Origin of the sequence: Acidovorax sp. sif0632, from assembly GCF_019218805.1 — a bacterium.
Lineage (GTDB): Bacteria > Pseudomonadota > Gammaproteobacteria > Burkholderiales > Burkholderiaceae_C > Acidovorax > Acidovorax facilis.
On record NZ_JAHUWW010000009.1, the window covers coordinates 218,548 to 244,734 of the forward strand.

The window sequence follows — 26,187 nt, forward strand, 5'->3', positions numbered from 1 at the left end:
GGCACGGCTTCTTCAGGGTTTTTTGCATTCGGGGGAGACGGGCTTGTGGCGGCCGGCTTATGGCGCTTTCGGCGCTTGCGACCAGTTCTTCAGAGGTTGATTCGCCCAGGCCTTGGCCTCGTCACCGACAAAGATGCGCGGCTGGGATGCGGGGACCTTGCGGCGCCTTTCCTGCGCTGCGATGGATTTCTGCGCCTCGCCCATCCAGTCGGTCACAGAACGGTTTTCTGCGCCCGCCTGGCCAAACAGCGCTTCGGCAAACGGTGTGTGGTCGCCTTTGTACTGGCAATTGAAAGTGGTGCGGCGGGCGTCCGTGGCAGTGAGCAGCACGCGGTTCGGAGCTTTCAGGGGCTCGATGAACGCGCCGCTGTAGCAGGCGGAAAGCACCACCAGCGTTGGCACATCGTTGAGCGGGGCCAGCGCATTGCTAAGGATTTGGGGGGTGAGCGGCGGCAGGTGTTTGCCGCCCGCGTTGATGTTGAGCAGACCGGGGTTGCTGTGGGTCGAAATGAGCAGCAGAACGCGGTCTCGCGGGCGCGCCACTTCGGCCATTTTGGACATCACCAGCGCGAAGTTCTCGGGGGTGGCCTGCGGCCAGTCGGCGCTCTGATCGCGTGCCGGGTTGGCCAGCTTGAGCATCAGCGCATTCGGATCGAGGTCTTTGACCAGCTTTTCGGCCAGAAGCACGTCGTTGCGGAAAACCTTGGATTGCGAATGCATCGCAAATCCCGCAAAAATGATGCGCCCAGGGGGCTCGGGTGGTGGAGCCGGTGGCGCTGGGGCAACGACCGGGGCCGGTGCTGCCACAGGAGCCTGTGCCGTGGGCACGGCGCAGCCAGTGATGACAAGGGTCAGGGCGAGTGCGCTGGCATGGCGCAACCGCCGACGGGCGGCAGTGAAAAACAGAGACGATTGCATCGATAACAGGGCCGCTCACCGCAGAAACCGCGATGAATCGGTTTCACGCACAGGGGCCGGTTGGAAGGGATGCGTATCGTAACGGTGCCCCAGCAACGGGGGGCGCCACCCCGCTGCTGGTTAATTTGCTGTTTTTCGGTGCTAGCGCTTATTGGTAAACTTTTTATTGCTATAAATAAAATAGCAATCGCAAAAAAGCCGGTGCATGCACCGGCTTGTGGCTTGTGGCGCAATTGTCACATGCCTACAACGCTGCCAGCGGCGCTGGCCGTGCCAGCCGGCTTGCATGCAGCCAGGCTCGGCGCAGTACCGGCGGTGACCAGGACTCCTCGGGGATCAGCAACAGGCGTTGTGCGCGCAGGGCCTTGCCCAACGCGATCTGGCTGGTGAACACGGCCAGCGGTATGGCCAGCGCCAGGGGCAGGCCCACAGGCATGAGCCACAGCAGGGCGCTGCTATCGATCACGGCGACACCCACTGCCAGAAGGGCAATCACCAGGCTCATGGGTGCCAGCTGGCGCACGGCGTGGCGCCAGGGCACGGCATGGGCTTCGCGCGGAGGCGATTTCCATTCCAGCTTCAGGCCGGTGAGCGCAATCAGCACGAACAGCGAATGCGCCAGCATGCGGATGGGGGCCTGCAGGATGGCCAGCACACTCTCCAGCGCGGCGCTCTTGAGCAGGCTGACGGCACCGCCGTATTCCTTTTGCTCGCGGCGCATGAACACGGCGGCCACACCCAGGATGCGGGGCAGGAACAGCATGCACAGCGTCCAGGCCCACAGCGACAGCAATTCGGCCGGCAGGATGTGCCAGTCGGCCACCAGCTTGGCGCCCGACAGCCACAGCGCCGTGCCCAGTGTCAGGAAGGCGAGCCACAGCGGCGCCGACAGGTAGGCCATGGCACCCGTGATGAACATCGAGCGGTGCACCGCGTGGATGCCTGGCTCGGCCATCAAGCGTGCGTTTTGCAGGTTGCCCTGGCACCAGCGGCGGTCGCGCTGCAGTTCGGCCAGCAGGTCGGGGGGTTGCTGTTCATAGCTGCCGATCAGGTCCGACACCAGCCACACGTGGTAGCCAGCGCGGCGCATCAGCGCGGCTTCGACAAAGTCGTGCGACATGATGCCGCCCGCCAGGCCACCATTGCCCTTGATGGGCGCGAGGGCGCAGTGTTCCATGAAGGGTGCCACGCGAATGATCGCGTTGTGGCCCCAGTAGTGGGATTCACCCAGCTGCCAGTACTGCATGCCCAGCGTAAACAGGCGACCGGTGACGCGTGAGGCGAACTGCTGCGCGCGGGCGTGCAGCGTGACGTGGCCGATGGCCTGGGTTGCCGTCTGGATGATGCCCGCCGTGGGGTTGGCTTCCATGAGCTTGGCCATCGAGACGATGCAGTCACCGCTCATCACGCTGTCGGCGTCCAGCACCACCATGTAGCGGTAGTCCTTGCCCCAGCGGCGGCAGAAGTCGGCCACATTGCCGGCCTTGCGGTGCGTGCGGCGGGCGCGCAGGCGGTAGTACACCTGCACCTGGGGTTGCTGGCTGTGCTGCGCCAGGGCGCTGCGCAGTTCCTCCCAGGCGGCGCGTTCAGCCTGGGCGATGGCGGGGTCATAGCTGTCGGACAGCACAAACACGTCGAAGGTGGCCCCGTGGCCGGTCGATGCCACCGACTCGCAGGTTGCCCGCAACCCCGCAAACACGGTGGCCACGTCCTCGTTGCAGATCGGCATGATGATGGCCGTGCGCGCGTCGGGTGCCAGTTCATGCTCCACCACACTGCGCACGGACAGCGCATGCCTGTCGCCGCGCAGCATGACCCAAAAGCCCATCAAGCCGGTGAGAAAGCCGGTGACCACCCAGGCTGACAGCAGGGCGAACAGCGCGATCTGCCCATAGCCCAGCCAAGGGTTCTCATACTCAGGCTGCACGCCGGCAAACAGGAAACTCGCCAGGGCCGTGGTCAGCACCGTCAGCACCGCAAAGGTCCAGCGGCGGCGCTGCGCAGCGCCCTCCCATTCCTGGGCTGGCCGGTTTTCGGGCGATGCGGGAGGGCTGGTTTCGGTGCGACCGGTCAGCTTGAGAAGCAGGGCTGTGCCCATGCTGTTCCAGAAGCCGCGCCAGGGCATGGGTGCCATGGAACCCCGGTGGACGGGCGGCGCGGTGACGGCATTGGGATGCCGTTCCTCGCGCAGCGTGCTGCGTTGGGGGTGATGGGGCACCGGGGGGCTTACTCGGGAAGAATGATGTGCGTCCATGTTTCACTCACAGCGTTGTTGTCGTGTTGAAGAAAAGCGCGCAGCTCGATCGGGCGATCGGCCTTTTGGCGCTGTACGCGAACGGTCATGCGCCACTGCTCGGTGGCGGGATTGCGGTAGACGATGTTTTCCAGCACCTTTCCGTTGGCATCGCTGGTCACCACGGCTTTCACGGTGGCGTCAGCGGGCAAAGCCTTGAGGGCGGGGCCGTCGAAATCGACCACGTACTGCGCCTGCTGGCGCAAGGCGGCAGCGGTCTCTTTGGTGTAGCCCACGCCCCGGCGCGATTGCGTGGCCCAGGCCCCCGGCGGCCGCTGCTGTTCATCGCCTTGCCAGCTCAGCTCGTAGGCGAATTCCAGGGGCTGGCCGGGGGCGGGCATCTGGGCGGGCACCCAATACGCCACGATGTTGTCGTGCGTTTCGTCGGGGGTGTTGAGCTGCACCAGTTCGACGCGGCCAGCGCCCCAGTCGTGCAGGGGGCGCACCCAGGCACTTGGGCGGCGCTCATAGCGGGCTTCCACGTCCTCATAGTTCGACCATTGGCGGTCGCGCTGCATCAGGCCAAAGCCTTTGGGATTTTTGGTGGCAAACGATGTGACCAGCGTCTGCTTGGGGTTTTGCAGCGGACGCCAGAGCCATTCGCCCTCGCCCGTGGCAATCATCAGCCCGTCGGAGTCATGGACCTCGGGCCGGAAGTCTTCTTTGCGGGGCTGGCTCTCGCCAAAGAAAAACATGCTGGTCAACGGCGCAATGCCCAGCGTGGCGATGGGCTTGCTGCCCGTGCTGGGCCGCACAAAAATGCGGCTGCGCACGGTGGTGGTGGTCTGCGTGCCCGGCTGGATGTCGAAGCGGTAGGCGCCGGTGGCACGGGGCGAATCCAGCAGCGCATACACGGTGACCTGCGTGGACAAGGGATCCGGCCGCACCAGCCAGAACTCGGTGAAGCGTGGGAACTCTTCGCCACTGCCGCCCACGGTGTCGATGGCCAGCCCGCGCGCTGACAGGCCGTATTGCTGACCCTTGCCCAGTGCGCGGAAGTAGCTGGCGCCCTGGAAGACCACCAGCTCATCCTTGTAGGCGCTGGAGTTGAGGTGGTTGTGCAGACGAAAGCCCGCAAAGCCGAGGTCGCCCCAGGCCTCAGGCCGCACCTGGTTCTTGCCGTAGTCGAAGTCCGCACGGCTGTAGCCGATGTGGCGCGCGCCCTGCGGTGTCACCTCGTTGATCAGCACCGGCTCCTTCTGGTACAGGCCCAGGTGGAAGAACATGGCCTCGAACGGCAGCTTTTCGGCGCGCCACAGGGCTCGGTCAGGACGCCAGCGGATGTCGCGCACCTGGTCGTAGTTGAGTTTGGCGAGGTCGGCAGGGAGCTTGTCGCTGGATGCGCGATAGGGCTTCTCCGCCCGTTCCCGGGCGATGCGGGTGACGCTGTCGAAATCGAAGCTCTGGGCCTGTGCGGCGCCTGCCAACAGGGTGGCGGCCAGCGCTATCGCGGCCTGTGGGAGGCGGCCGGTGAAGCGTGAACAGTGAGAAAAAACAGCTTGCATGCTGAGACTAGGGCAAACCCTGTGCCAGCTTCAAAAAACTGTTTTAAATCAATGGCTTAAGCCGCTAACTGCATGTAAGCAGTTGTGCGATCCCTGGATTGGGGGGGAAATCTGGTGTTTTTGTCGCCGAATGGCGACAGCGGGGCGGGGTGCAAGAGAAAAACTGAATCGAATCAACGACCTAGTCGTGTCGCTCATCAGCGACGTCTTCATTGTCCATTGCGTCGTTCTTGAAGTTCCCGGGGGTCAATGCGTGCTTTTGCAGCAGTCGGTAGAACTCTGTGCGGTTGCGCTGTGCCAGGCGCGCCGCGTCGGCTACATTGCCATCCGTCATCTTGAGCAGGCCCACCAGGTACTCGCGCTCAAACCTTTGCCGGGCCTCGGCAAAGCTCAGCACCTGGGTAGATGGCGTGCGCAGCGCGCGCTGCACCAGCGTCAGGGGCACCAGGGGCGTGGTGGACAGGGCACACACCTGTTCGACGACGTTGTAGAGCTGGCGCACGTTGCCAGGCCAGGCGGCCAGGGTCAGTGCCTTGAGCGCCTCGGGTGCAAAGCCTGACAGGCGCTTGTCGTACTTGCGCGCCAGCTTGTCGAGAAAGTGGTTGGCCAGCAGTGCGATGTCTTCGCGCCGGTCTCCCAGGGTGGGCAGCGCCAGCGTGACCACATTGAGCCGGTAGTAAAGGTCTTCGCGGAACTGGGCCGTGGCCATGGCGGCTTCCAGGTCGCGGTGCGTGGCCGAGATGATGCGCACGTCGATGGGAATCGACTGGCTGGCACCCACGGGGCGCACCGCGCGCTCTTGCAGCACCCGCAGCAGCTTCACCTGCAGGGCGGGCGGCATGTCGCCAATCTCGTCGAGCAACAAGGTGCCGCCTTCCGCCGCCTGGAACAGCCCCTTGTGGTTGCTCACTGCGTCGGTAAAGGCCCCTTTGACGTGGCCGAACAGTTCGGATTCGAGAAGGGCTTCGGGGATGGCGCCGCAGTTGACCGCCACAAAGGGGTGGCGCGCGCGCGGGCTGGCGCGGTGGATGGCCTGGGCCAGCAACTCCTTGCCCGAGCCGCTATCGCCCAGCAGCAGCACACTGGCGTCCGACTGGGCCACCATGTAGGCCTCGGCCAGCAGGTCGGTCATGCGGTTGGAACGGCTCACGATGTCGGCACGCCATGCTTCATGGGCGTGGGCATGTGTGACGGCGGGGGCGCTCAGGGCCAGTGCCTGGGCAATCTTTTCCAGCAGTTCTTTGCCGTCGTAGGGCTTGGTGAGGTAGGTGAACACCCCGCGCGAAGTGGCTTCCACCGCGTCGGGAATGGTGCCGTGGGCAGTGAGCAGGATGACCGGCAGCGAAGGGTGTCGCGCACGCACTTCGTCGAACAGCGCGAGGCCATCACGCCCAGGTAGGCGCACATCGCTCAGCACGAGCTGTGGGCGTGCCATGTCCAGCTGCGCCAAGGCCGCCTCGGCCGAGCCCACGGCGACCACGTCGTATCCGGCGGCCTGCAAGCGCAGCGACAGCAGCCGCAGCATGTCGGCATCGTCGTCCACCACAAGGACGCGGGCGCGGGGGGTTGTGCGGGATGGGGTGGGGGCAGCTGCCATGGCGGTTTCCTTTGACACCTTCCTGAGCGATCAGGGCGTGGGGCGCTGGGGGCTGCTGCCCGGGGGCGAGGCGGGGGCGGCAGGAAGCGGGGCCGGGCGCGTGGTCAGGCTGCGTTCGATGGCGCGCACGGCCTCCAGCCGTTCGTTGAGCTGGTCGTTGCGGCGCTGCGCCTCGCGCAGTTGCTGGCCCTGCCGCTCCAGCTGGTCTTCCAGCCTGCGTTGCTGCAGAAGCCGCGACTCCATCAGCCGCGCCAGGGGGTGGAGGGCTTGTGCCGCTGCCGTCGTGTTGCTCATCACCCGCTGCACCAGGCCCAGGGCACGGGCCGTATCGACGGGCTGGCGCGTCTGGGCCAAAGCTGCGGCCAGAAGGAGGGGGGTCTCCACCGAGGCATCTTCCGCCTCGCCCAGGCGGGCAATCTCTTTGGCCAGCTCTGCGGGGGCCATGCGCAGGGTACGGTCCGTTTGCGCCAGCACCTGCAGGACCGGGATGGCATCAGAAGGAGCGCTGGTGGCGGCGGCCGGGTTGGGGCTGGGGGATTCCGTAGCCACCGGGGTTGGCGTGGGGGCGGTCATGGGCGGAACAGGCGCCGCTACCGCTTGGGGCGCCGTCGCATTGCATCCGGCCAACGTGATGGCTGCGGCCAGCAACATCACCCATACCGGAAAGTCCAGGGCGCGCATGTTGGAGGGGTGGACGGGAAGACAACTAGGCAGCATGCGGTAGTTCCATGCGAAAAAAGGTGTGGACGCCATCTTCCACCAACCGCACCTGGCCGCCGTGGGCGACGATGTACTCTTGGACGATGGAAAGCCCGATGCCGGTGCCGCGCACTGCGTCGTCCGGCTGGCGGATGCCACGGTAAAAAGGTTCGAACACGCGGTCACGGTCTGCCTGGGCCACACCGGGGCCCTGGTCCGAAACGTCCACGCGCACGCAACCCGCATGGCGCGAGAGGGATAGCCGCACCGTTCCCCCTTTGGGCGAAAATCGAATGGCGTTGGACAGCAGGTTGCTGATTGCCGAGGCGATTTTGTCGGCGTCAATGGGCAGAGAGAGGGCGGATCCTTCCACCAGCACCCGCAGGCCCCGGGCTTGCCATTGCAGCCGCTGGGCTTCCACCTGGGCTTCCAGAAGCGCGAGCAGATCGGTGTCGCGCCGCTGCAGCTGGCGTGCCTCAAAGGCTGCAGCATTGAAGCGCAGCAAGGCTTCAATCTCACCTTGCAAAACCAATGTGTTGTGGTGAAGGATCTGTGTAACTTCGCGCTGGCCGGCATTGAGTTCACCGGTCACACCGTCCTGCAGCAGCGCCACGCCCTCGCGCATCGCGGCCAGCGGCGTCTTGAGTTCGTGCGAGACATGGCGCAGGAAGCGGGCCTTGTCCGAATCCAGTTCCTGCAGCCTCAGGCGCAGCCATTCCAGCTGCTGCCCCACGCGGCGTACGTCGTCGGGGCCGGAGATCACCACGGGCGCTTCAAGCTGGTTCTCGCCCAACCGCCGAATCGTGCCTTCCAGCCGCTTGAAAGGACGGGCAAGCCAGATGCCGAGCGCCAGGGCCAGGACGAGCGCCAGGACGATCACCCCTACCACCTGGTGCGTCACGTTGCGGCGGCTCGCTTCCACTCGGTCCTGCAGCGCGCGGTTACGTTGTGCGTTGATCTCCTGGACCGATTGCACGATGGTGGTATGCAGCGCTTCAAGCGTGACAAATTCTTCCGCTACCCGTTGCTCGTTTTCCAGGGCCCGTTCCGGCGGTGCATCCAGCAGTGCCTTCACGGCGTCAAGATGCTCACGCCACTGGCTGGCCTGGTCTTCGTGAAGGCCGCCCTGGTGCAACTGGTCGAGAACGGCTTGTGCCTCTACGGACATTTCGTTGAAGCTGCGCCGCAGCGGCGCATCCCGCAGCACCAGGGACTGGCGTGCCGCGCGTTCCAGGGCCTGCCCGCGCTGGTTCAATGCCTGGGCCGCTGTGCTCAGCGTGGTGGCCTCGGCGGCACCAAGCCGGCTTTGCACCATGAGCTGTTCCAGGGTGTACAGCGCCCGCAACGAGCTCACCCCTAGCAGTCCCGCCATGAGCAGGAAGGCCAGAAGCAAAAGCTGCTGGAACGAGAGGCCGTGCAGCGGGCCGTCGGCCTTGCGAAGATCCGCGCTTGGCGGGGTGTCTGCCGTCATTGCCAAGGGCGCCGGGTGCGCGTCAGGCTGCGACTGCCGCCTCGCGGGTGAGCACTTCGCCGCGCAGCGTGTAGGCCTTGGCTTCGGTGATGGTGACATCCACCATCTGGCCTACCAGGCGTGACTGACCCACAAAGTTCACCACGCGGTTGCATTCGGTACGGCCCATCAGCTCGGTGGTATCGCGCTTGGAAGCGCCTTCCACCAGGATGCGCTGCACCGTGCCCACGCGGCTCTCGCTGATGGACTTGATGTTGGCGTTGATGGCGCCTTGCAGGTGCTGCAGGCGGCGCAGCTTTACGTCGTGCGGCGTGTCGTCGTGCAGGCCAGCCGCTGGGGTGCCGGGGCGGGGGCTGAAGATGAAGCTGAAGCTGTTGTCAAAGTGGATGTCGTCAATCAACTTCATCATCTTGTTGAAGTCGTCTTCGGTCTCGCCGGGGAAGCCCACGATGAAGTCGCTGCTCATGGCCAGGTCAGGTCGGATGGCGCGCAGCTTGCGCACCGTGCTCTTGTATTCCATGGCGGTGTAGCCGCGCTTCATGGCCATCAGGATGCGGTCGCTGCCGTGCTGCACAGGCAGGTGCAAGTGGCTGGCCAGCTTGGGCAGCTTGGCATAGGCCTCGATCAGCCGAGGGGTGAACTCATTGGGGTGACTGGTGGTGTAGCGGATGCGCTCGATGCCCGGGATGTCGGACACGTATTCGAGCAGCAGGGCAAAGTCGGCAATCTCGGCCGTGCCCCCCATCTTGCCCAGGTAGGCGTTCACGTTCTGGCCCAGCAGGGTGATTTCCTTCACGCCCTGGTCGGCCAGCCCTGCCACTTCCACCAGCACGTCGTCAAACGGGCGGCTCACCTCTTCGCCCCGGGTGTACGGAACCACGCAGTAGCTGCAGTATTTGCTGCAGCCTTCCATGATCGACACAAAGGCCGAGGCGCCCTCCACGCGCGCGGGCGGCAGGTGGTCGAACTTCTCGATCTCAGGAAAACTGATGTCCACCTGCGGCTTGTCCAGGCGCTCGCGCTGGTTCAGCATCTCGGGCAGGCGGTGCAGGGTTTGGGGTCCAAACACCACGTCCACATAGGGGGCGCGCTTGATGATCTCGGCGCCTTCCTGGCTGGCCACGCAGCCGCCCACGCCAATCTTCACGCCGCGTGCCTTCAGGTGCTTGATGCGGCCCAAGTCGCTGAAGACTTTCTCCTGCGCTTTCTCGCGCACGGAGCAGGTGTTGAAGAGGATGAGGTCGGCTTCGTCCACGTTCTGCGTGGGCTCGTAGCCCTGGGCGGCATTGAGCACGTCGGCCATCTTGTCCGAGTCGTACTCGTTCATCTGGCAGCCGAAGGTTTTGATGAAGACTTTTTTGGCCATGGCAGGCTCTCTTGCAATCAGAAAGAAAAAAGGGCGGAGCACCGCAGCGCACCGCAAACATTCGAGGACCGCGCAGGGACACAGGACGCGGCTGATGGGTCAACGCATCACTTGCGGATGGCGTCGTACTCGGTGCGGTAGTTGCGCTCGACCGTGTCGCTGCCCTTGCGTGGCTGCTCGGCTTCGCCCTGGGTCAGGATCCAGGCGGTGATCAGCATGCCGGTGCTGTTTTCGATCACGTAGTTCACCTTGTAGCTCTGCCCCAGCACCGTGTGCATCATGACCAGCGTGTTCTGAGGGCTTAGCAGGCGCATGCCGGGCGCCAGGCGGATGGTGCGGCCATTGAGCGTGGCCTCCGATGCCGTGTTGAGGGTCAGGGTGCCGCGCTGGGCCGCATCGGGAAAGGTCCGCATGCCGCCAAGCCCGGGCTGTACCTGGGCGGACACCGGCAAGGTGCCGCAGAGCAGGGCGCAGGCCACAGCCGCGATGAGCTTTCGCGCGGGGGCCGTCTGCGAAGTGAGGGAGAAAGCAGGAGAGGAAGTCGTGGTGCAGCGGTTCATGGTTTACATCCAGGGGCTGAAACAGCGATTCTAAAAGCGGGGCCAATCCCGCAGTTCTCAAAAATAATAGCTGCTCGCGCTTGGTTTTAAAGGATTTCCAGCGGTTTCCCATTAAAAATCAATGGTACCAAGCGTCGGCAGCTATGATTTTTGCGTGCGGCTGCCCAATAAAAAACCCACAGTGCGCATGCACTGTGGGTTGGATTTGGTGGTCGTAGGTGGACTTGAACCACCGACATCAGCATTATGAATGCTGCGCTCTAACCAACTGAGCTATACGACCGCAGTCCAAGATTATAGAACAAAAATTATTGGTGTGTGAAGTTCGCGGTGCGCTTGTTCATGAAAGCGTCCATGCCTTCCTTTTGGTCCTGGGTGGAGAACAGGGCGTGGAAGAGGCGGCGCTCGAACATCACACCGTCCGACAGACTGCCTTCGAAGGCGCGGTTGACCGACTCCTTGGCCGCCATCACGGCGATCTGGGAGAAGCCTGCAATGATGATGGCGGCACCCAGTGCTTCGGCCATGAGCTTGTCGTAGGGCACCACGCGGCTGACCAGGCCGGAACGTTCGGCTTCCACCGCGTCCATCATGCGACCGGTCAGGGCCATGTCCATCGCCTTGGATTTGCCCACTGCGCGCGGCAGACGCTGCGTACCGCCTGCGCCGGGGATCACGCCCAGTTTGATTTCGGGTTGGCCGAATTTGGCGTTTTCAGCGGCGATGATGAAATCGCACATCATGGCCAACTCGCAGCCACCGCCCAGCGCAAAACCGCTGACAGCGGCAATGACGGGCTTGCGGATGGAGCGGATCGCTTCCCAGTTGCGGGTGATGTAGTCGCCCTTGTAAGTGTCTGCGAAACTGTATTTCGCCATGGCGCCAATGTCGGCGCCTGCGGCAAACGCCTTTTCACTGCCTGTGACGATGATGCAGCCGATTTTTTCGTCCGCATCAAAGGCCTTCAGTGCCGAGCCCAGCTCATCCATGAGCTGGTCGTTCAGCGCGTTGAGCTGCTTGGGCCGGTTGAGCGTGACGATACCAACCTTGTCCGCCTCAATGCGAACCTCGATAGTTTCGTAAGACATGAAATCTCCTGGGTTTATAGGTAGTTATGAAAGCACGAACGAATATACCCAAGCATGCCCGAACCTATGCGCTGGTAGGTAGAACACCGTACCAATCCGGTGTCATGTCCCTGGCTCAGTTCAACCAGCGTCCCAGGGTGCCAGCGTTGGCAATCGACAGGCTCACCGTATCTGGCACCGTGGCGGGGGTGGTGCGGGAGGTCTTCTTGGGGGGTGTGGACGCACTGCGGGCCGACAGTTCGAGCGGCAATCGCAGCAGTCGGCCGTCCCGCGCCACCAGGGCCGTCAAGGATGTCTCGGTGCCAGCATAGAACGCCACATCTTCCAGCTTGCTGATGCGCCACCCCTGGCCTTTCACATCGATGCCCAGCCACTCATCGCCAGCCGCCATGCCCGCCTTTTCCGCAGGGCCACCTCGCAGCACGGTCTTGATTTGCACGCTGTGGTTTTCTCCCACCCGCAGCCCCAGCCGCTGCGCCCATTGGGGGGTCTCCGCCTTGAGCAAAACGCCGTTGGCTTCCAGCAACTCTGCCAGCGGCAGTTCTGCGGTGCTATGCACCCACCGCGCCACTTCTGTGTCGAAGGGCCGATCGGACAGCTCTTTCAATACTGCCAGCAAATCGTCTTGCGACATCGGGCCGCCCTGGCACCGCAGCCACAGCGTGCGCATGACCTCATCCAGGCTGGTCTTGCCTTCGCGGCGTAGGGCCAGGTCCAGGCACAGGGCCACCAGCGAGCCTTTGGTGTAGTAGCTGACCGTCGCGTTGGGGGTGTTTTCGTCCTGGCGGTAGTACTTGACCCAGGCGTCAAAGCTGGCTTGCGCTACGGTCTGCACGGCCCTGCCTGGTGTCTGGAGCACCTGGTTGATGGTTTTGGTGATGAGCTTTAGGTACGCAGCATCGTCAATCAACCCTGCTCGGCGCAGCAGCAAATCGTCGTAGTAACTGGTAAAGCCCTCGAAAAACCACAGCAGCTCCGTGTAGTTTTCGCGGGTGTAGTCGTATTGGGCAAAATCGGCGGGGCGCAGCCGCTTGACGTTCCACGCGTGGAAGTACTCGTGACTGATCAGGCCCAGCAGTGTGGTGTATCCATCACCAGTGCGGGCCTCATCGACCCGTGGCAGGTCGCGCCGGCCACAGATGAGCGCGGTGGAGTTGCGGTGCTCCAACCCTCCGTAGCCGTCGCCCACGGCGTTGAGCATGAACAGGTAGCTCTTGAAAGGCGCCTTGCCTTCACCATGCCAGAAGCGGATTGCAGTCTCGCAAATCTTCTGGGTGTCTGCCAGCAGGCGCTTGCCGTCAAAAGAAGGCGCTGCACCAGCCACCACAAAGCGGTGCGGAACGCCGCAGGCCGTGAAGCGGCCGGTCCAGAAGAGGCCCATTTCCACCGGGCAGTCAACCAGCTCGTCGTAGTTCGCCGCAGCGTAGAGACCAAAACCCTTCTTGTCTGTCTTGACGGGGGACAGCCCGGTGGCCACTGACCAGGTGGCCGTAGCAGGCGTGCTGGCAATATCGAGCGTGTGGCGCTGCGTTTCCTGGCCCTGCACGCGCAGGCACAGGCTGGTGCCGTTGAAAAACCCGCGCGATGCGTCCAGCCAGGCCGTGCGCACCGAGGTGTCGTAGGCGCAGACGGCGTAGGACAGCACAAGGGGCTTGTTGGGGCTGCATTCAGCTTGCCACCGATGCTTGTCCAGTTGCGTGAGCTTCACTTCCCGCGTGCCCTGATGGGCTTTGAGCTCTTGCAGATTTTTGGAGAACTCCCGCACCAGATAGCTCCCCGGAATCCAGATCGGCAGCGAGACCTCTTGCTGCGCCGAAGGGTGGGGAATCGTCAGTGCAATGCGAAACAGATGACCGTGCAGGTCCGCTGGCTCAACGTGGTAGTGAATGGCGGCGGATTCTGGCTTGCGGGTTGAGGGCATGGGCAACTGCAGGTTCGGGCCTTGTGGTCAGATGGCGCGGCCCGTGGGAGCGGGGCCTGCGCGCATGCAAAACGCGTATTAGTTGGCGGCAGGGGTTTCGCTGCTGGCCTCGGCCAGGCGCTTTTCCACTTCCTTGGCGCCGATGGCTCCCGGCACGCGGGCGCCGTTGGCAAAAATCAGCGTAGGCGTTCCTGTGATCTTGTGCTTGCGGCCAAATGCCAGGTTGCGCTGCAAGGCGCTGGTATCGCAACTCGCTGCAGGCACAGGCTTGTCCCGCACCATGAGATCCTGCCAGGCCGTCACCTGGTCTTTGGAGCACCAGATGTTGCGCGATTTTTCCGCAGAGTCGGGGCTGAGGATGGGGTACAGGAACAGGTACACCGTCACGTTGTCCACGTTCTGCAGGTCGCGTTCAAAACGCTTGCAGTAGCCGCAGTTGGGGTCCTCAAAAACGGCCAACTTGCGTTTCCCGTCGCCGCGCACAATGGTGAAGGCGTCTTTGAGGGGCAGTGCCGAGAACTCGACGGCTGTGAGCTTTGCAATGCGGTCTTCGGTCAGATTTCGGCGCACTTTCGTATCGATCAGTTCACCCTGGATCACATAGTTGCCCTTGGCGTCCGTGTAGAAAAGGTCCGTCCCGATGCGTACCTCGTAGAGGCCTTTCATGGGGGTGGGGCGCACCTCGTCAATCTTGTCCATTTGGGGAATGCGTTCGGCGAGCGCCTTGCGGATGTCCGCTTCTTGTGCGGCGGCGGCAAAGCCGGAGGCCAGCGCGGCGGCAGCGAGCAGGGTGGGAATCAGTTTCATGGTGTTCTCGTTAAAACGGTCTGGTGGCTTCCAGAGGGCGGCCACCGGTGTGGTCAGTAATTTCCCATGGCCTGGCGGGCCACGAAGTGCTTCAGCGGGCCGCTCAGTTCAAAGCCCTTCATTCCCCAGTTGCGCAGCGCCTGCAGCGGCCCTTCCTGGCGGGAGAAGAGTTGTTGCAGGCCATCCGTCGCCAATCCCATCGGCAGCAGGGCTGCCTTGCGCTCGCGCTCGTAGCCCCGCAGCAAACGTACATCAGCCACACTGCGCCAGTAGTCGCGCCCATGCAGTGCGCTGGCCAGGGCTTGGGCGTCTGCCAGTCCCAGGTTCAACCCCTGGCCTGCGAGCGGATGCACGTTGTGCGCCGCGTCACCAGCCAGCACCCAGCTGCGCGGGTTTTTTCCGGTGGATGGCAAGCTGCCACACCAGCGGTCTGCTTTTGCAAGCTGCAGGGGCCAGGCTGCTCGTTCCGCACTGAGCGTCAGCGACCCCAGGGATTCCTGGCTGGCCATCTGGAGCTTCTGCGCGAATTCTTCAGGGGACAAGGCCATCAGCGGCGCGACCTGTTCCTGCAAGACGGACCAGACAACCGCCACGGAGTTCCCCTGCGGCCCGCCCAAAGGCAAAAAAGCCAGGATGCCGTCGGGCAAAAACCATTGCCGTGCTACCTGTTCGTGGGCGCGTTCACACTGCAATCGGGTGGCGATGGCGTGTTGCCCATACGGCGTCACCTGAAAACCCACACCAAACTCTTCGCGCGTGCTGCTGGCGCGGCCCTCGCACACCACGGTCAGTGCCGCCGGCACGGGGGCATCGACCATTTCCACCTGGGGCTGGTAGCGCAGAGCTTCGGCGAGGCGGGCTTCCAGGGCGGGCACGTCAACGATCCAGGCCAGGGCTTCCACCCCTTGGGTGGCCGCATCAAAATGCACGGCGCCATCCCGGTCTCCCTGTACCTGCATGGATCGCACGGCTGTGGCGTGCTCTGCATCGGGCCAGCTGCGAAGAGAATCCAGCAGTTTGCGCGATGCTGCGTTCAACGCATAGGCCCGCACATCGGCGGTTGCGGGGGCCTTCGGGCCGGGGGCAGGTAGCAGGGCCACTTTCAGCCGTTCGCGGGCCAGCAGCAGTGCCAGCGTCTTGCCCACAATGCCGGTGCCGCGAATACAGATATCAAAGGTTTGGGCCATGGCGGCATTGTAGGAGCGGGCCTGGGCCCTTGGGCGCGGTGCAAAATCGGGCTCGCTGTCCAACCGGTCATTTTTGAGGAGCACCTTCGCGTGAGTTTCCACCCTGATTCCGATCTGTCGGGCACCATCGCGCGCCTGTTTGTCTATCCCGTCAAGTCGTGTGCCGGCATTGAAGTGCAGCAGGCCGTGCTCACCGATACGGGGCTCGATCTGGACCGTGCCTGGATGGTGGTAGACGCTGAGGGCATGTTTGTAACCCAGCGCACGCTGCCGCGCATGGCGCTGATTCGCCCGCAGCTCAAAGGCGATGAGATGGTGCTGCGTGCGCCTGGCATGCTGGCCTTGCATGTGGCCATCGATGCGGTCGAGGCGCCCGCCACGGTGACCGTGTGGCGCGACACGGTGCCCGCCTGGGACATGGGCGCCGTGGCGGCGCAGTGGTTTACGGATTTCCTCGGCCAGCCCTGCCGCCTTGTCCGTTTTGATCCGGAATACCGCCGCTTGTCCAGCATGGAGTGGACGGGCGGTGTCGAGGCGCCGAACCAGTTTTCCGATGGTTTTCCCTTGTTGCTCGCCAGCCAGGCATCGATGGATGAGCTGAACCTGCGACTTCAGGCTGCAGGCCATGCCGCCGCGGGGATCGAGCGGTTTCGGCCCAATGTGGTCCTGGCCGGGGTGGACGCACACGACGAGGACCGAGTGGATCTGGTGCGTGTGGATGCGCGAGAGGGTGAAATCCACCTGCAGCCCGTCAAACCCTGTTCGCGGTGCCCCATTCCTGACATCGACCCCGCGACAGCCGAAAGCAACCCATCGGTGGGGGACACCCTGCGGACCTATCGGAAGGACCAACGGCTCGATGGCGCCATCACGTTCGGAATGAATGCCATCGTGCGCCAGGGGGCGGGCCAGATGCTGCGCGTGGGTCAGCGGGTGGCGGCCAATCTGCGCTTCGACTGACGGTGTGAACATGGCGTGAAAGGGTGATAGCTGGCTGGCCCGTAAAATCGGCGGTTTGTCTCCGAAATCCAGAAAGCCCTGCCATGAGCCTCCAATGCGGCATCGTGGGCTTGCCCAACGTCGGCAAGTCCACCCTTTTCAACGCGCTGACCAAGGCCGGCATCGCCGCCGAAAACTATCCGTTCTGCACCATTGAGCCCAACGTGGGCGTGGTGGAAGTGCCTGACCCCCGCCTGCAGCAGCTCGCCCAGATCATCTCGCCCGAGCGCATCGTGCCCGCCATTGTCGAGTTTGTGGACATCGCTGGTTTGGTGGCCGGTGCCAGTCAGGGTGAAGGCCTGGGCAACCAGTTCCTGGCCCACATCCGAGAAACCGACGCCATCGTGAACGTGGTGCGCTGCTTTGAAGACGACAACGTGATCCACGTGGCTGGCCGTGTGGACCCGATCTCGGACATCGAGGTGATCCAGACCGAGCTGTGCCTGGCCGACATGGGCACCGTCGAAAAGGCGCTCAATCGCTACACCAAGGCTGCCAAGTCGGGCAACGACAAGGATGCCGCCAAGCTGGTGGCGCTGCTCACGCGCATCCAGGCTGCGCTCAATGAAGGCAAGCCCGCCCGCTCGGTCGAGATCACCAAGGAAGAGCAGCCGCTGCTCAAGTCCTTGTGCCTGATCACAGCCAAGCCCGCGATGTTCGTGGGCAACGTGAGCGAAGACGGCTTTGAGAACAACCCTTTCCTCGACCGCCTCAAGGACTACGCCGCCAGCCAGAACGCCCCCGTGGTGGCCATTTGCGCCAAGATGGAAGCCGAGATGGCTGAAATGAGCGACGAAGACCGTGACATGTTCCTGGCCGAAATGGGCCAGACCGAGCCCGGCCTCGCACGCCTGATCCGGGGCGCCTTCAAGCTGCTGGGCCTGCAGACCTATTTCACTGCGGGTGTGAAGGAGGTGCGCGCGTGGACCATCCACATTGGTGACACGGCACCCCAGGCGGCCGGCGTGATCCACGGTGACTTCGAGCGCGGCTTCATCCGTGCGCAGACGATTGCCTTTGACGATTTCATCGCCTACAAGGGTGAGCAGGGCGCCAAGGATGCTGGCAAGATGCGCGCCGAAGGCAAGGAATACGTGGTCAAGGACGGCGACGTGCTGAACTTCCTGTTCAACGTCTAAAAATCACTGAAAACGCCATCGGGTTATGGCCCGGTGGCCCGCAATCCCTGCAGGGCCCCTGGCATGCAGGGATTTTTTACGACCGTTTGGCAGGGGGGCCACGCATCCCCCTGAGCATCGATTTCTATGAACACTGGAATCCTCTACGCCGCCCTGGCTTACATCGCCTGGGGCCTGTTCCCCCTGTATTTCAAGCAGGTGGCAGACGTGCCCTCGCTCGAAGTGGTGATGCACCGCACACTGTGGTCGCTGGTGTTTGTATTTGGCGTACTGATGGTGCGCAGGCAATGGGCGTGGATGGGGACCGTGCTGCGCCAGCCCAAGGTGCTGGCGGCATTTGTGCTGTCTGCGATGCTGCTGTCGGGCAACTGGCTTACCTATGTGTGGGCGGTGCAAAACCAGCACGTGGTAGACGCCAGCCTGGGCTATTTCATCCTTCCGCTGGTCAACGTCGCGCTGGGCTTTGTATTTCTGCGTGAGCGGCCTCGCTCGGGCCAATGGATGGCGGTGGCCGTGGCGGCCGCTGGCGTGCTGTGGCTGGCGGTGCAGGCTGGGCGCCTGCCCTGGATTGCACTGGTGCTGGCCTTGAGTTTTGGCTTTTATGGGTTGTTGCGCAAGGTTGCTGTGCTGGGCGCACTGGAGGGTCTCGCGCTGGAGACGCTGGTGCTCGCGCCGGTGGCCGCCGTTGTGCTGGGCTGGTGGGCGTGGCAAGGCCAGGGTGCGCTGGTGCAGGGCACGCCCGCCACCGTCGGCTGGTTGCTGCTTGCGGGCCCCATGACGGCAGTTCCACTGCTGCTGTTTGCGGCGGGTGCGCGCCTGATCCCCATGTCCACCTTGGGCATCCTGCAGTACATCTCGCCCAGCCTGCAGTTTGCGCTGGGCGTGTGGTTGTTCCATGAACCGTTCGAGCCAGCGCGCCTGGTGGGGTTTGTCTTGATCTGGGCGGCGCTGCTGGTCTACAGCATGGAAGGCTGGTGGACGCGCCGGCGGGTTGTAGTGGTCTGAGAAGAAGGGCCGTGTTCTCCCCGCACCGCATGCGTGGAACCGGGGCTGGGAGTCTTTTCGATGGGCTCGCGTCGCATTCATTGCACAGATTTGCTGCGCCGCTGGAGGTGCTACTGGAAAACACGGAGCGCGAGGGTGTCAGTTCTGCGTAAGATGCGCGGGCTCGTCTGCCGGGTGTTGGTGCCTGCAGCCTGCGCATTTCGGTGAAGCATCACCCGAACGAACCCGGGCTCAGGCCTGCCTCCACATGTTTTTTGGTCGCAAGAATCCGTTTTCGGCGACGGACGCCTTTCCCCTGTCCGACGCTGTCATGGAGTTCGATGACTCGTCTTCAGCCATGGTGCGCCCGGCCCGTCGCGCGCTGGATGGAATGGGGCCGCGCAGTGGGCGCAGTGCGCGCGAAAAATGGTTGCTGGCCGCAGGGCTGATGGGGCTCTATGCGCTGGCGATGCTGGGGTTTTGTGCGCTGGGCATGGTGGACCTCCAGGTGCTCGCCGTGTTGGGCGTGCTGGTGGCGGTGGTCTGCGCGACCTTCTGGGGCATTTTCAACACGGGCTTGCACAAGAATGTGCGGCATCGGCACCTGAAGCTGGCCATGGTGGCTACAGCGCTTGCGTGCATGCTCGGCATTGTCTACCTGGCGCCCGTTACGCAAATCCTGTTGGCGCCATTCACCTTTGTGGCCGTGGCCTATGGCATTTTCACTGTGCCACGGCCCACCCTGCTGGCACTGGCGGCCTGCATGTTGTGCCTCTATGCCGGGGTGGTGGGGCTGCACTACCTGGAGCAGCAGAACAACGCCCTGCTGCGCCTGGAGGCATTGCATTGGGTGGCTCTGGCGGTCTCTTTGCCCGCCTTCATTGCCCTCATGGGCCGGGTGCAGCGCCTGTACCGCAGCCTCTACCATGCAAGCCGCAAGATCAAGAACATCCAGGAAGACGCCCAGCGCGATCCGCTGGTGGGATGCTTCAACCGCCGCTACGTGTTGGCCGCGCTGGAAGAGCAAAAACAGCTGGCCGACGAAAGTGGCATCCCGTTGTGCCTGGCCGTGCTGGACATTGACCACTTCAAGCGCATCAACGATGAGCTGGGGCATCTGGGGGGCGACGAGGTGCTGCGCACCTTTGCGCGCATCGCGCAGCAGGGCGTTCGCGGGGGCGACGTGTTTGGCCGGTATGGGGGTGAAGAGTTTCTGCTCATCTTCCCTGGCACTTCGTTGCTGCCTGCGCTCAATACCTGTGAGCGCATTCGCGCGCAGGTGGAAACCCATGCCTGGACCGGATTGCTCAAGGGCCGGGTGACGGTATCGGTCGGGGTGACGCAGTATGTGTTGGGCGAGTCGGTGCTGGAGTTCTTCTCGCGGGCCGATACCGCCATGTACATGGCCAAGGAAGGCGGGCGCAACCAGGTGGTGGTCGAGGAGCCCGTTGCCAAAGGCGATTCGCAGCTGTCGGACTTGTCGATCTCCAGCAGCAACGCTTTCCTGTAGCTGCTGGCCGTTGTTTGCGCTGGCCGGGTTGACAAGCGGCCTTCGGTGTTCACACTGAACGCCTGTTTCCATCCCCCACGTTGGGTGGCATGGCTGCCTTTCGCGCTTGTGCGTTGGTGCCTTTCCCCCGCGTCCGTTCCATGCCCTCATCCACCGACCTGTCGGCCGAATTCGCCACCGCCCAGCAGCGTGTGCGTCTGCTGCAGCAACAACCGCAGGCTTTTCCCCACCCTGTGGAGCGCGTGGAATGTATCGAGACCCACATCTCCTGGGTGCTGCTTGCGGGTGACTTTGCCTACAAGCTCAAAAAACCCTTGCAGCTGGACTTTCTGGACTTCAGTACCCATGCCCTGCGGCACGCCGCCTGCGAGGAAGAGCTGCGCATCAATCGCCGCACGGCGCCGGGCCTGTACTTGGGCCTTGTCGGTTTGGTGGGTCAGGTGACTGCTGGGGCGGATGGCGCCCCCACCACGCTTCAGGTCGTGCCGTGGAAAGACGCTCTGCCAGGCGCCGAACCCGTCGTGTGGATGCGACGTTTTGCCCAGGACGCACTGCTCGCCACTGCACTGGATGCGCATCGCGTGTTGCCTGCGCAGATCGACCAGCTGGCGTGCCATGTGGCGCAGTTCCACGACGCAGCCGCCATCGCTGCAAGCACCGACAGCTGGGGCACGGCGGCAGCGGTGCAAGCGCCAGTGGATGACTGTGTGGCGGCTCTGCGCGCACCCGTGGCAAGCGCGTTGCCCGGTCAGGGCCCCCTGCTAGCGCAGGTGGTCGGCTGGTGCCGGCACCAGGGGCGGGCCCTGGCCACCACATTCGAGGCACGGCGGGCAGCCGGTCGGGTGCGCGAATGCCATGGCGATTTGCATCTGGCCAACATTGCACTCATCGATGGCGAGGCCCAGCTGTTCGATGCCATCGAGTTCAACCCCGCCTTGCGCTGGATCGACTGTGTGGCCGATATCGCCTTTGTGGTGATGGACCTCGCGGCCCATGGCCGGGCCGATCTGGCCTGGCGGTTTTTGAACCGGTGGCTGGAGCACACGGGAGACTACGCGGGCCTGTCCGTTTTGCGGTACTACGGAGCCTACCGCGCGTTGGTGCGGGCGCGGGTTGCTGCCCTGCGGCTGAATCCAACCTGCGGTGATGGCAGTGCGCAAGCTGTGCAAGCCCTGGAGGAATATCTGGAACTGGCGGCGGGTTTTGCGGGGCAACGGCGTGCGCGCTGGCCGGTGGCGCGCCCTGCTGCGTTGTGGCTGGCCCATGGCTTTTCGGGGGCGGGCAAGAGCACCCATGCGCTGACCCTGGCGTGCCAGCGTGGATTGGTGCGCGTGCGGGCGGATGTGGAGCGCAAGCGCCTGTTCGGCCTGGCGCCCAATGCTTCCAGCGACGGCGTACCTGGCGGCATCTACACCGCCGAGGCTACATTCCGCACGCACCAGCGGTTGGCGCAAGTGGCACGCGAGGTGCTGGTGGCAGGCTACTCCGTGATCGTGGATGCCACCTTGCTGGACCGCGATGCCCGCGCGCTTTTCCTGGCCCTGGCCGATTCTGTGCAAGTGCCCTGCCACATCCTGTCGTTCGAGGCCCCCTTGCCGGTGCTGCGCGAGCGTGTGCGCCAGCGCGCGCTGGCCGGAGCCGGTGCGTCAGAGGCGGACGTGGCCGTGCTGGACGCCCAGTGGGCCCGCGCCCACCCGCTGCAGTCCCACGAAGAGGCGATCACGCTGCACGTGGACACCACGGTGCCCGTCTACTGGGACCGTCTATTGCCGCCCTGATCCCGGTGGCTTCGGCGGGCCACTACATCGCCAGATGCCCTGGCATGAAGTACAGCAACACGCTCGTCATAACCAGATAGCGGAAGAATTTGCCCACAGCCATATAGGCCAGGCAAGGCCAGAACGGCAGCTTGAGCCAGCCTGCCACAGCACACAGCGGGTCGCCCACCACGGGCAGCCAGCTCATCAGGCAGGCGGGGGCGCCAAAGCGCCGAAGCCAGTTCAGCGCGCGAACTTCAGTGGCATTGCCACGGGCCTTGTCCACCACCTTATGAGCGCCCAGGCCCATCCACCAGCTCACACCACCGCCCAGCGTGTTGCCAACCGTGGCCACCAGGATGGCGGGCCAGAAGAGTTCAGGGTTGATCTTGATCAAGCCGAACACCGCAGGCTCCGAGCCCAAAGGCAGCAGCGTGGCGGAGATGAACGCCACCACAAAGACCGTGCTCAGGCCGAACTGCGGCAGCGCAAGCCATTCCAGCAGCTGGTGCATCCAGATTTCCATAGGGGCCAAGTGTAGGGCTGCGCAGCCGGTGCTTTGGTGCCAAGGGGCGCTGTCCTACGCCGGGCTGCGCCATCTGCGCATGGCCTGCAAGGGGCTCCTTTCTTATCGTGGTAACCACACCGTCCCCCGAAAAATTCCCAAGGAGGAGGCAGCATGCAACGTTTTGAACCCCACGTCTTCCCCAGCACCACCCCTCAGGCTGGCGCGCCTGTTGGCTCTCGCTGGCTGCCGCTGGCCCTGGCGCTGCTGATGGCTGCCTGTGTGCACAGCCCACAGGCAGCGGTGCCTGAACTCCAACCCGCTGAGGTGCATGTCGCCAGCCCTTGCAGCGAAACTCCTTCTGCGCGTGCCGCCTTGCAGCGGGTGGGCCAGGAATTGCAGGCGCAGGGCATGGTGTTGCAGGCTACCTGCCCGGCCACTGGTGGCGGCTGGGTGGTGCAGGTGCGTGTGGTGGACGGCATGAAGGCCAGCAAGGTGGTGCGCGGGCCACTGGCCGATGGGCACGATGTGGACATGGGCACGCCTGCGGGTGCGGCGCTGGCGGGGGCAGAGTCGGCCGCCCAGGGCTTCTCGCCCGATGTGTTGCACAACCGCGCCTGGCTGCGTGCGACGATGGCCCGCCACCAGTTTGAAAACACCCCCGACGCCTGGTGGCACTATGCGCTGCGCGGCGCTGCACCGGTGCGCACCGCGGACGCTGACCTCGCCGCGCGATGACCTTGCTCCCTGCGGGGTGGTACTCGCCCCAGCTGCGCCTGAGGGTGACAAAGCCGTCCGATTTTCAGCGGTCGCGATATTTCATTTGCTGAAATTTTGAGCAGGTACAATCCTGCCTCCTTTTTCAGCATTCGCTGCTGCCTCCCTATCCCACCCCGCCCATGCACATCGGCCACATTCCTTTGGCGAACCGGTTGTTCGTCGCCCCGATGGCGGGCGTCACCGACCGGCCGTTCCGCCAGCTGTGCAAGGCGCTGGGTGCGGGCTATGCGGTGAGCGAGATGGTGACCTCGCGCAAGGACTTGTGGAACAGTCTCAAGACCTCGCGCCGGGCCAACCATGAAGGAGAGCCGGGCCCCATTGCCGTGCAGATCGCTGGCACCGATGCGCCGATGATGGCTGAGGCTGCGGTCTACAACGTGGAACGCGGCGCGCAGATCATCGACATCAACATGGGTTGTCCGGCCAAGAAGGTGTGCAACAAATGGGCGGGCTCCGCCCTGATGCAAAACGAGGCGCTGGCGGTGGAAATTGCCGCTGCCGTGGTCGAGGCCTGCGCGCCCTTCAACGTGCCTGTCACGCTGAAGATGCGCACCGGCTGGTGCCAGGAGCACAAGAACGCCGTGGCATTGGCGCGGCAGTTTGAAAGCGTGGGCATCCAGATGCTGACCGTGCATGGCCGCACCCGCGAGCAGGGCTACAAGGGCCACGCGGAGTACGACACCATCGCAGCCGTCAAGGCGGCGGTGAAAGTGCCCGTGGTGGCCAACGGCGACATCACCTCGCCTGAGAAGGCGCGCGACGTGCTGGCCGCCACTGGCGCCGACGCGATCATGATCGGCCGCGCCGCACAGGGCCGACCATGGATCTTCCGCGAGATCGGCCACTTTCTGGCCACGGGCGAACACCTGGCGCCGCCGCTGGTGGCCGAGGTGCGCCGCCTGCTGCTGGACCACCTGCAAGACCACTACAGCCTGTATGGCGAGCTGACCGGGGTGCGCAGTGCGCGCAAGCACATTGCCTGGTACCTGCGCGCGCTGCCGGGCGGCGAGGCCTTCAGGCAACACATCAACACGATCGAAGACTGCACCACGCAGTGGCAGGCCGTGGCCCACCACCTGGATGCCCTCGGGCAACAGATGGACCGGCTGCCTGCCGCCACGGGCTTGGACGCAGAACCAGAAGAACAAGAGGGATTGGCTGCATGAGCAAGAAACACATAGAAGAATGCGTGCGCGAGAGCCTGCAGGGCTACTTTCGCGACCTGGGCGGCGAGACGCCCGATGGCATGTACGACATGCTGGTGCGTGTGGTCGAAAGGCCGCTGCTGGAAGTCGTGATGCAGCAAGCCGACAACAACCAGTCCCGCGCGGCCGAATGGCTGGGCCTGAACCGCAACACGCTGCGCAAAAAGCTCGTCGAGCACAAGCTGCTCTGACGTCATTGTGTTATTTGCTATTTAATTTGTAGCTGTTTGCGCTTGATGGATAAGCGCTAGAGCCTGTTTTTATTCAAACTCTCCCCTCCCACACCATGAACGCACTTCTCTCCGTCTCCGACAAGACCGGCATCGTCGAATTCGCCCAAGCGCTGCACGCGCTGGGCATCAAGCTCCTGTCCACCGGTGGCACCGCCAAACTGCTGGCCGACAAAGGCCTGCCCGTGACCGAAGTGGCTGAGGTCACCCAGTTCCCCGAGATGCTGGACGGCCGCGTGAAGACGCTGCACCCCAAGGTGCACGGCGGCCTGCTGGCGCGCCGCGAGCTGCCCGAACACATGGCAGCGTTGAAGGAACACGGCATAGACACCATCGACCTGCTGGTGGTCAACCTCTACCCGTTTGAAGCCACCGTGGCCAAGGCCGGTTGCACGCTGGCCGACGCCATCGAGAACATCGACATCGGCGGCCCCGCCATGGTGCGCAGTGCCGCCAAGAACTGGAAGGACGTCGGCGTGATCACCTCGGCCGACCAGTACGAGGCCGTGCTGGCCGAGCTGAAGGCCGGTGGCAAGTTGAGCGACAAGCTGCGTTTTTCGCTGTCGGTGGCTGCGTTCAATCGCATCGCCCAGTACGACGGTGCCATCAGCGACTACCTCTCGTCCGTCACGTTCGAAGAAGAAAAACTGTCGGAAACCTACGTGCCCACGCGCACCCAGTTCCCCGGCCAGAGCAACGGCATCTTCACCAAGGTACAAGACCTGCGCTACGGTGAAAACAGCCACCAGCAAGCCGCGCTGTACCGCGACCTGTACCCCGCGCCCGGCTCGCTGGTCACCGGCGTGCAATTGCAGGGCAAGGAGCTGAGTTACAACAACATCGCTGACGCTGATGCGGCGTGGGAATGCGTGAAGAGCTTTGACGCCGCCGCCTGCGTGATCGTCAAGCACGCCAACCCCTGTGGCGTGGCCGTGGGCCTGGACGCGTTGAGCGCCTACAGCAAGGCCTTCCAGACCGACCCCACCAGCGCTTTCGGCGGCATCATCGCGTTCAACCGCGTGGTGGACGGCCCGGCCGCCCAGCAGGTGAGCAAGCAGTTTGTCGAAGTGCTGATGGCCCCCGACTTCACGGCCGAGGCGCTGGAGATCTTCAAGGCCAAGGCCAATGTGCGCCTGCTCAAGATTGCACTGCCCGCACACGGTGGCAAGACCGACTGGGAACGCGGCCGCAACGCCATGGACGCCAAGCGCATCGGCTCGGGCCTGCTGCTGCAGACTGCTGACAACCACGAGCTGTCGCTCATCGACCTCAAGGTCGTGACGAAGAAGCAGCCCACGCTCGAAGAGATGGAAGACCTGCTGTTTGCCTGGAAGGTCGCCAAGTACGTCAAGAGCAATGCCATCGTCTTCTGCAAAGGCGGCATGACCATGGGCGTGGGCGCTGGCCAGATGAGCCGCCTGGACTCGGCCCGTATCGCCAGCATCAAGGCGGGTCACGCAGGCCTGACGCTGCAGGGCACCGTGGTGGCCAGCGACGCCTTCTTCCCCTTCCGCGACGGCCTCGATGTGGTGGTCGATGCGGGCGCCACCTGCGTGATCCAGCCCGGTGGCTCCATGCGCGACAACGAAGTGATCGACGCCGCCAACGAGCGCGGCGTAGCCATGGTGTTCAGTGGCGTGCGCCACTTCCGCCATTGATTCGACCG

22 protein-coding genes and 1 tRNA gene are annotated in these 26,187 nt (G+C 64.0%); 9 read left to right on the forward strand and 14 right to left on the reverse strand.

Annotation, left to right across the window (positions count from 1 at the left end):
- Positions 1–57 precede the first annotated feature (57 nt).
- The 13 genes from KW832_RS23920 to KW832_RS23980 form a co-directional block, all read right to left on the reverse strand.
- Entirely contained in the window at positions 58–720 is a 663-nt protein-coding gene (locus KW832_RS23920; RefSeq protein WP_218301723.1) for a C13 family peptidase, read from the reverse strand.
- 442 nt (positions 721–1,162) lie between these two features.
- On the reverse strand, positions 1,163–3,172 hold the full coding sequence (gene mdoH, locus KW832_RS23925; protein WP_218301724.1) for a glucans biosynthesis glucosyltransferase MdoH: 2,010 nt from the start codon (positions 3,170–3,172) through the stop codon (positions 1,163–1,165).
- On the reverse strand, positions 3,145–4,716 hold the full coding sequence (locus KW832_RS23930; protein WP_255577929.1) for a glucan biosynthesis protein G: 1,572 nt from the start codon (positions 4,714–4,716) through the stop codon (positions 3,145–3,147). The genes mdoH and KW832_RS23930 overlap by 28 nt, the downstream gene beginning before the upstream one ends.
- 181 nt (positions 4,717–4,897) lie before the next feature.
- A complete protein-coding gene (locus tag KW832_RS23935) occupies positions 4,898–6,313 on the reverse strand; it encodes a sigma 54-interacting transcriptional regulator (RefSeq protein ID WP_218301725.1) in 1,416 nt (471 codons plus the stop codon).
- Positions 6,314–6,343: 30 nt separating this feature from the next.
- Positions 6,344–6,964 (reverse strand): hypothetical protein, encoded by a 621-nt coding sequence (locus tag KW832_RS23940; protein ID WP_218301784.1) that lies wholly within the window; start codon positions 6,962–6,964, stop codon positions 6,344–6,346.
- A 55-nt stretch (positions 6,965–7,019) separates the two neighbouring features.
- Positions 7,020–8,483 carry an ATP-binding protein gene (locus KW832_RS23945; protein ID WP_218301726.1) on the reverse strand — a complete coding sequence of 488 codons (1,464 nt, stop codon included), beginning with the start codon at positions 8,481–8,483 and terminating at the stop codon, positions 7,020–7,022.
- Between the two features lie 22 nt (positions 8,484–8,505).
- Positions 8,506–9,849 carry a tRNA (N6-isopentenyl adenosine(37)-C2)-methylthiotransferase MiaB gene (gene miaB / locus KW832_RS23950; RefSeq protein ID WP_218301727.1) on the reverse strand — a complete coding sequence of 448 codons (1,344 nt, stop codon included), beginning with the start codon at positions 9,847–9,849 and terminating at the stop codon, positions 8,506–8,508.
- A gap of 107 nt (positions 9,850–9,956) precedes the next feature.
- Entirely contained in the window at positions 9,957–10,409 is a 453-nt protein-coding gene (locus tag KW832_RS23955) for a hypothetical protein (RefSeq protein WP_255577930.1), read from the reverse strand.
- 206 nt (positions 10,410–10,615) lie between these two features.
- Positions 10,616–10,692, reverse strand: a tRNA-Met gene (locus KW832_RS23960).
- 25 nt (positions 10,693–10,717) lie between these two features.
- On the reverse strand, positions 10,718–11,497 hold the full coding sequence (locus tag KW832_RS23965) for an enoyl-CoA hydratase (RefSeq protein ID WP_218301728.1): 780 nt from the start codon (positions 11,495–11,497) through the stop codon (positions 10,718–10,720).
- A 115-nt stretch (positions 11,498–11,612) separates the two neighbouring features.
- A complete protein-coding gene (locus KW832_RS23970) occupies positions 11,613–13,418 on the reverse strand; it encodes a M61 family metallopeptidase (RefSeq protein WP_218301729.1) in 1,806 nt (601 codons plus the stop codon).
- A 78-nt stretch (positions 13,419–13,496) separates the two neighbouring features.
- The gene (locus tag KW832_RS23975; RefSeq protein ID WP_218301730.1) at positions 13,497–14,225 is read right to left on the reverse strand and encodes a DsbC family protein; all 729 of its coding nucleotides are present in this window, start codon (positions 14,223–14,225) and stop codon (positions 13,497–13,499) included.
- A 53-nt stretch (positions 14,226–14,278) separates the two neighbouring features.
- A complete protein-coding gene (locus KW832_RS23980; RefSeq protein ID WP_218301731.1) occupies positions 14,279–15,412 on the reverse strand; it encodes an FAD-dependent monooxygenase in 1,134 nt (377 codons plus the stop codon).
- A gap of 90 nt (positions 15,413–15,502) precedes the next feature.
- Here KW832_RS23980 and KW832_RS23985 point away from each other — a divergent pair, with 90 nt between their 5' ends.
- The 5 genes from KW832_RS23985 to KW832_RS24005 all read left to right on the forward strand — a co-directional run bounded on the left by KW832_RS23985 (position 15,503) and on the right by KW832_RS24005 (position 21,822).
- Positions 15,503–16,372 (forward strand): MOSC N-terminal beta barrel domain-containing protein, encoded by an 870-nt coding sequence (locus KW832_RS23985; RefSeq protein WP_218301732.1) that lies wholly within the window; start codon positions 15,503–15,505, stop codon positions 16,370–16,372.
- An 83-nt stretch (positions 16,373–16,455) separates the two neighbouring features.
- On the forward strand, positions 16,456–17,550 hold the full coding sequence (ychF, locus tag KW832_RS23990) for a redox-regulated ATPase YchF (protein ID WP_121421105.1): 1,095 nt from the start codon (positions 16,456–16,458) through the stop codon (positions 17,548–17,550).
- A gap of 126 nt (positions 17,551–17,676) precedes the next feature.
- Positions 17,677–18,555 carry an EamA family transporter RarD gene (gene rarD / locus KW832_RS23995; RefSeq protein ID WP_218301733.1) on the forward strand — a complete coding sequence of 293 codons (879 nt, stop codon included), beginning with the start codon at positions 17,677–17,679 and terminating at the stop codon, positions 18,553–18,555.
- Between the two features lie 247 nt (positions 18,556–18,802).
- Complete coding sequence (locus KW832_RS24000) at positions 18,803–20,044, forward strand: diguanylate cyclase (RefSeq protein WP_055393383.1); 1,242 nt, start codon at positions 18,803–18,805, stop codon at positions 20,042–20,044.
- Positions 20,045–20,184: 140 nt separating this feature from the next.
- Positions 20,185–21,822 carry a bifunctional aminoglycoside phosphotransferase/ATP-binding protein gene (locus tag KW832_RS24005; RefSeq protein ID WP_218301734.1) on the forward strand — a complete coding sequence of 546 codons (1,638 nt, stop codon included), beginning with the start codon at positions 20,185–20,187 and terminating at the stop codon, positions 21,820–21,822.
- 22 nt (positions 21,823–21,844) lie between these two features.
- On the opposite strand, the gene KW832_RS24010 is transcribed toward KW832_RS24005, so the two are convergent.
- Positions 21,845–22,315: a YqaA family protein gene (locus tag KW832_RS24010; protein ID WP_176886973.1), complete on the reverse strand. Its 471-nt coding sequence runs from the start codon at positions 22,313–22,315 to the stop codon at positions 21,845–21,847.
- Positions 22,316–22,480: 165 nt separating this feature from the next.
- Here KW832_RS24010 and KW832_RS24015 point away from each other — a divergent pair, with 165 nt between their 5' ends.
- From KW832_RS24015 to purH, 4 genes are all read left to right on the forward strand, one after another.
- Positions 22,481–23,044 carry a M15 family metallopeptidase gene (locus KW832_RS24015; RefSeq protein ID WP_218301735.1) on the forward strand — a complete coding sequence of 188 codons (564 nt, stop codon included), beginning with the start codon at positions 22,481–22,483 and terminating at the stop codon, positions 23,042–23,044.
- A 161-nt stretch (positions 23,045–23,205) separates the two neighbouring features.
- Positions 23,206–24,252: a tRNA dihydrouridine synthase DusB gene (gene dusB / locus KW832_RS24020; RefSeq protein WP_218301736.1), complete on the forward strand. Its 1,047-nt coding sequence runs from the start codon at positions 23,206–23,208 to the stop codon at positions 24,250–24,252.
- Positions 24,249–24,482 carry a Fis family transcriptional regulator gene (locus KW832_RS24025; RefSeq protein WP_015015597.1) on the forward strand — a complete coding sequence of 78 codons (234 nt, stop codon included), beginning with the start codon at positions 24,249–24,251 and terminating at the stop codon, positions 24,480–24,482. Before dusB ends, KW832_RS24025 begins: the two co-directional genes overlap by 4 nt.
- Positions 24,483–24,577: 95 nt before the next feature.
- Positions 24,578–26,179, forward strand: coding sequence for a bifunctional phosphoribosylaminoimidazolecarboxamide formyltransferase/IMP cyclohydrolase (purH, locus tag KW832_RS24030; protein ID WP_218301737.1), 1,602 nt, complete (start codon positions 24,578–24,580; stop codon positions 26,177–26,179).
- Positions 26,180–26,187 lie beyond the last annotated feature (8 nt).